Annotated in this window: 2 protein-coding genes; one reads left to right on the top strand and one right to left on the bottom strand. The window is 38.4% G+C overall.

Annotated elements, in window-relative coordinates; genetic code table 11:
• Positions 1-191, top strand: a 191-nt coding sequence (locus MUW73_RS03875; RefSeq protein WP_243018346.1) for a hypothetical protein, incomplete at its 5' end; no start/stop codon positions are given.
• Positions 192-349: 158 nt separating this feature from the next.
• Here MUW73_RS03875 and MUW73_RS03870 read toward each other — a convergent pair.
• On the bottom strand, positions 350-1432 hold the full coding sequence (locus MUW73_RS03870; RefSeq protein WP_243018345.1) for an ankyrin repeat domain-containing protein: 1083 nt from the start codon (positions 1430-1432) through the stop codon (positions 350-352).
• Between the last annotated feature and the right edge of the window lie 226 nt (positions 1433-1658).

Below are 1658 nucleotides of genomic sequence, written 5' to 3'. Positions count from 1 at the left end.
TTTTTCCTAGCATAAGCCATGGTGGTGAACGGAAACGTAAAAAGTTGCGGAAAGTGCTCGTTACAACTGGAAAAACAGAATCTTTGCTCCAACCTACCTCTGAACTGTTTTTCTATTTCAGTTGTAACGGTCACTTTCTGATCGCAACTATTTTACAAGGGGCGTTTTTGGGTCCACTTTTGCCACATTAGTGTATAGATGCTTCAATCAAGCTATTTCCTTTCATCTTGTAAACTGTGCTTTCTAATCGTTGCTTTTTGCAAGCGCGGGTTTTTCTTAGCTAGCTTTACTCATAGCCTAAAGATAGTCTGCTTCGCAATTGCGCGATAGAGCCACTTTATAAGGCTTGTTACGCACCTGGGCATTTTTTATCTGCTGGATACAATGCTTCTATACGGTTCTGTAGCAATTTGCTCCTATTTGGTTGAATAGGGGCAGTTGAATTTCCCTCTTTAGAGGCTTCAACCTTGAGGTAGGATTCCAACTTATCTTTATCTATATATTTACAGGGGTCTATGACTTTTAGTATAGAACTAAATGTATCTACATTATTTGGTTTTGCTGCAGGTAGTTTTGCTGCAAAATCCAGGGTAGCAGTTATATCTTCTTTATGAAGCTTATCCACTCTATTTATTAAATAGTCAACTATATTTTGCTGTTCTAGCATTAATCCGTACTCTAGGATCCCAGTGCTATTGGTTGGATTAGTCTTCGCTCCCTTATCTATAAGGTATTCCAATGCTGCCGTATTGTTTGCTCCTATTGCATGATACAATAAAGGAAACCCGTCTGAAGCTTTAGCATCTGGACTTAAACCTTTTTCCATCAAACATGCTATAAGCTTTGGGTCACAATGAGCCTGCTCGATACTTTTGAGGGTCTGGTCATCTACAAGCATAGGATCACTAATAGTGTATGGGACTGCAAAGGTATTAATCCAATCTGGTTTGCGATTTTCTATGGTATCATTAATAGATACTGCAAGCTCATCTATGATACTATCATCAGCATTATCCGATTCTTTGTACTTTTCTATCGCCTTATGAACGAATGCTGCAAGCTCCTCTATCTGATGGGTCCTAGTAGCCGTAATATTCCATTCAGATGGCATAAAATCTTGTCCAGGAACTGGGCAAGTACCAGTAGCAAGCGCACTAGACTGATTGGTAAAATGTTTAACTATAAACCACCCTGGTACCAGGACTCCTCCCAACAGGATAACACCTCCAACTACCTTCGCTGCTATAGCTGTTACCGGATTGTTCTGATAGAATCTGTGGAGGCTATAACTACCAGTAGGATTAACAAGAGAATGATAGTGTGTATTTTGCTTTTTGTTGACACAATCCCTTGTGTTCACACAAGAAGTCAAGGTACTAAAGCCTAATAGGCTAATGAATAGGCCTACTTTGTAGTATGTATACTTTTTCATGGCGTTGATGCTTAAATTGTTTTTATTAATGCCCACCAAGCAGGCAGAATGATTTGAATGGACATGGAATAATACCAGGTGCTATTTGTTTTTTTCTATCTGCTGAACTTTATACTAAGGCAAAATAAAGTTCATGAGGCCTGCCGTAGCAGAACCTACGTATCCCTTTTAATTACTTAACCCTGTTATTTATTAATAATAAAAATTAAATACAATTGCAAATATA

It is taken from the genome of Candidatus Cardinium sp. cByotN1 (assembly GCF_022810525.1).
Taxonomy (GTDB): domain Bacteria; phylum Bacteroidota; class Bacteroidia; order Cytophagales; family Amoebophilaceae; genus Cardinium.
The sequence above is the reverse complement of the archived record's forward strand: the minus strand, read 5'-3'. Positions and strand labels throughout refer to the sequence as shown.

Coding starts and splice junctions, on each gene's coding strand:
- MUW73_RS03870 (WP_243018345.1), bottom strand. CDS start 1,432: ATGAAAAAGTATACATACTACAAAGTAGGCCTATTCATTAGCCTATTA.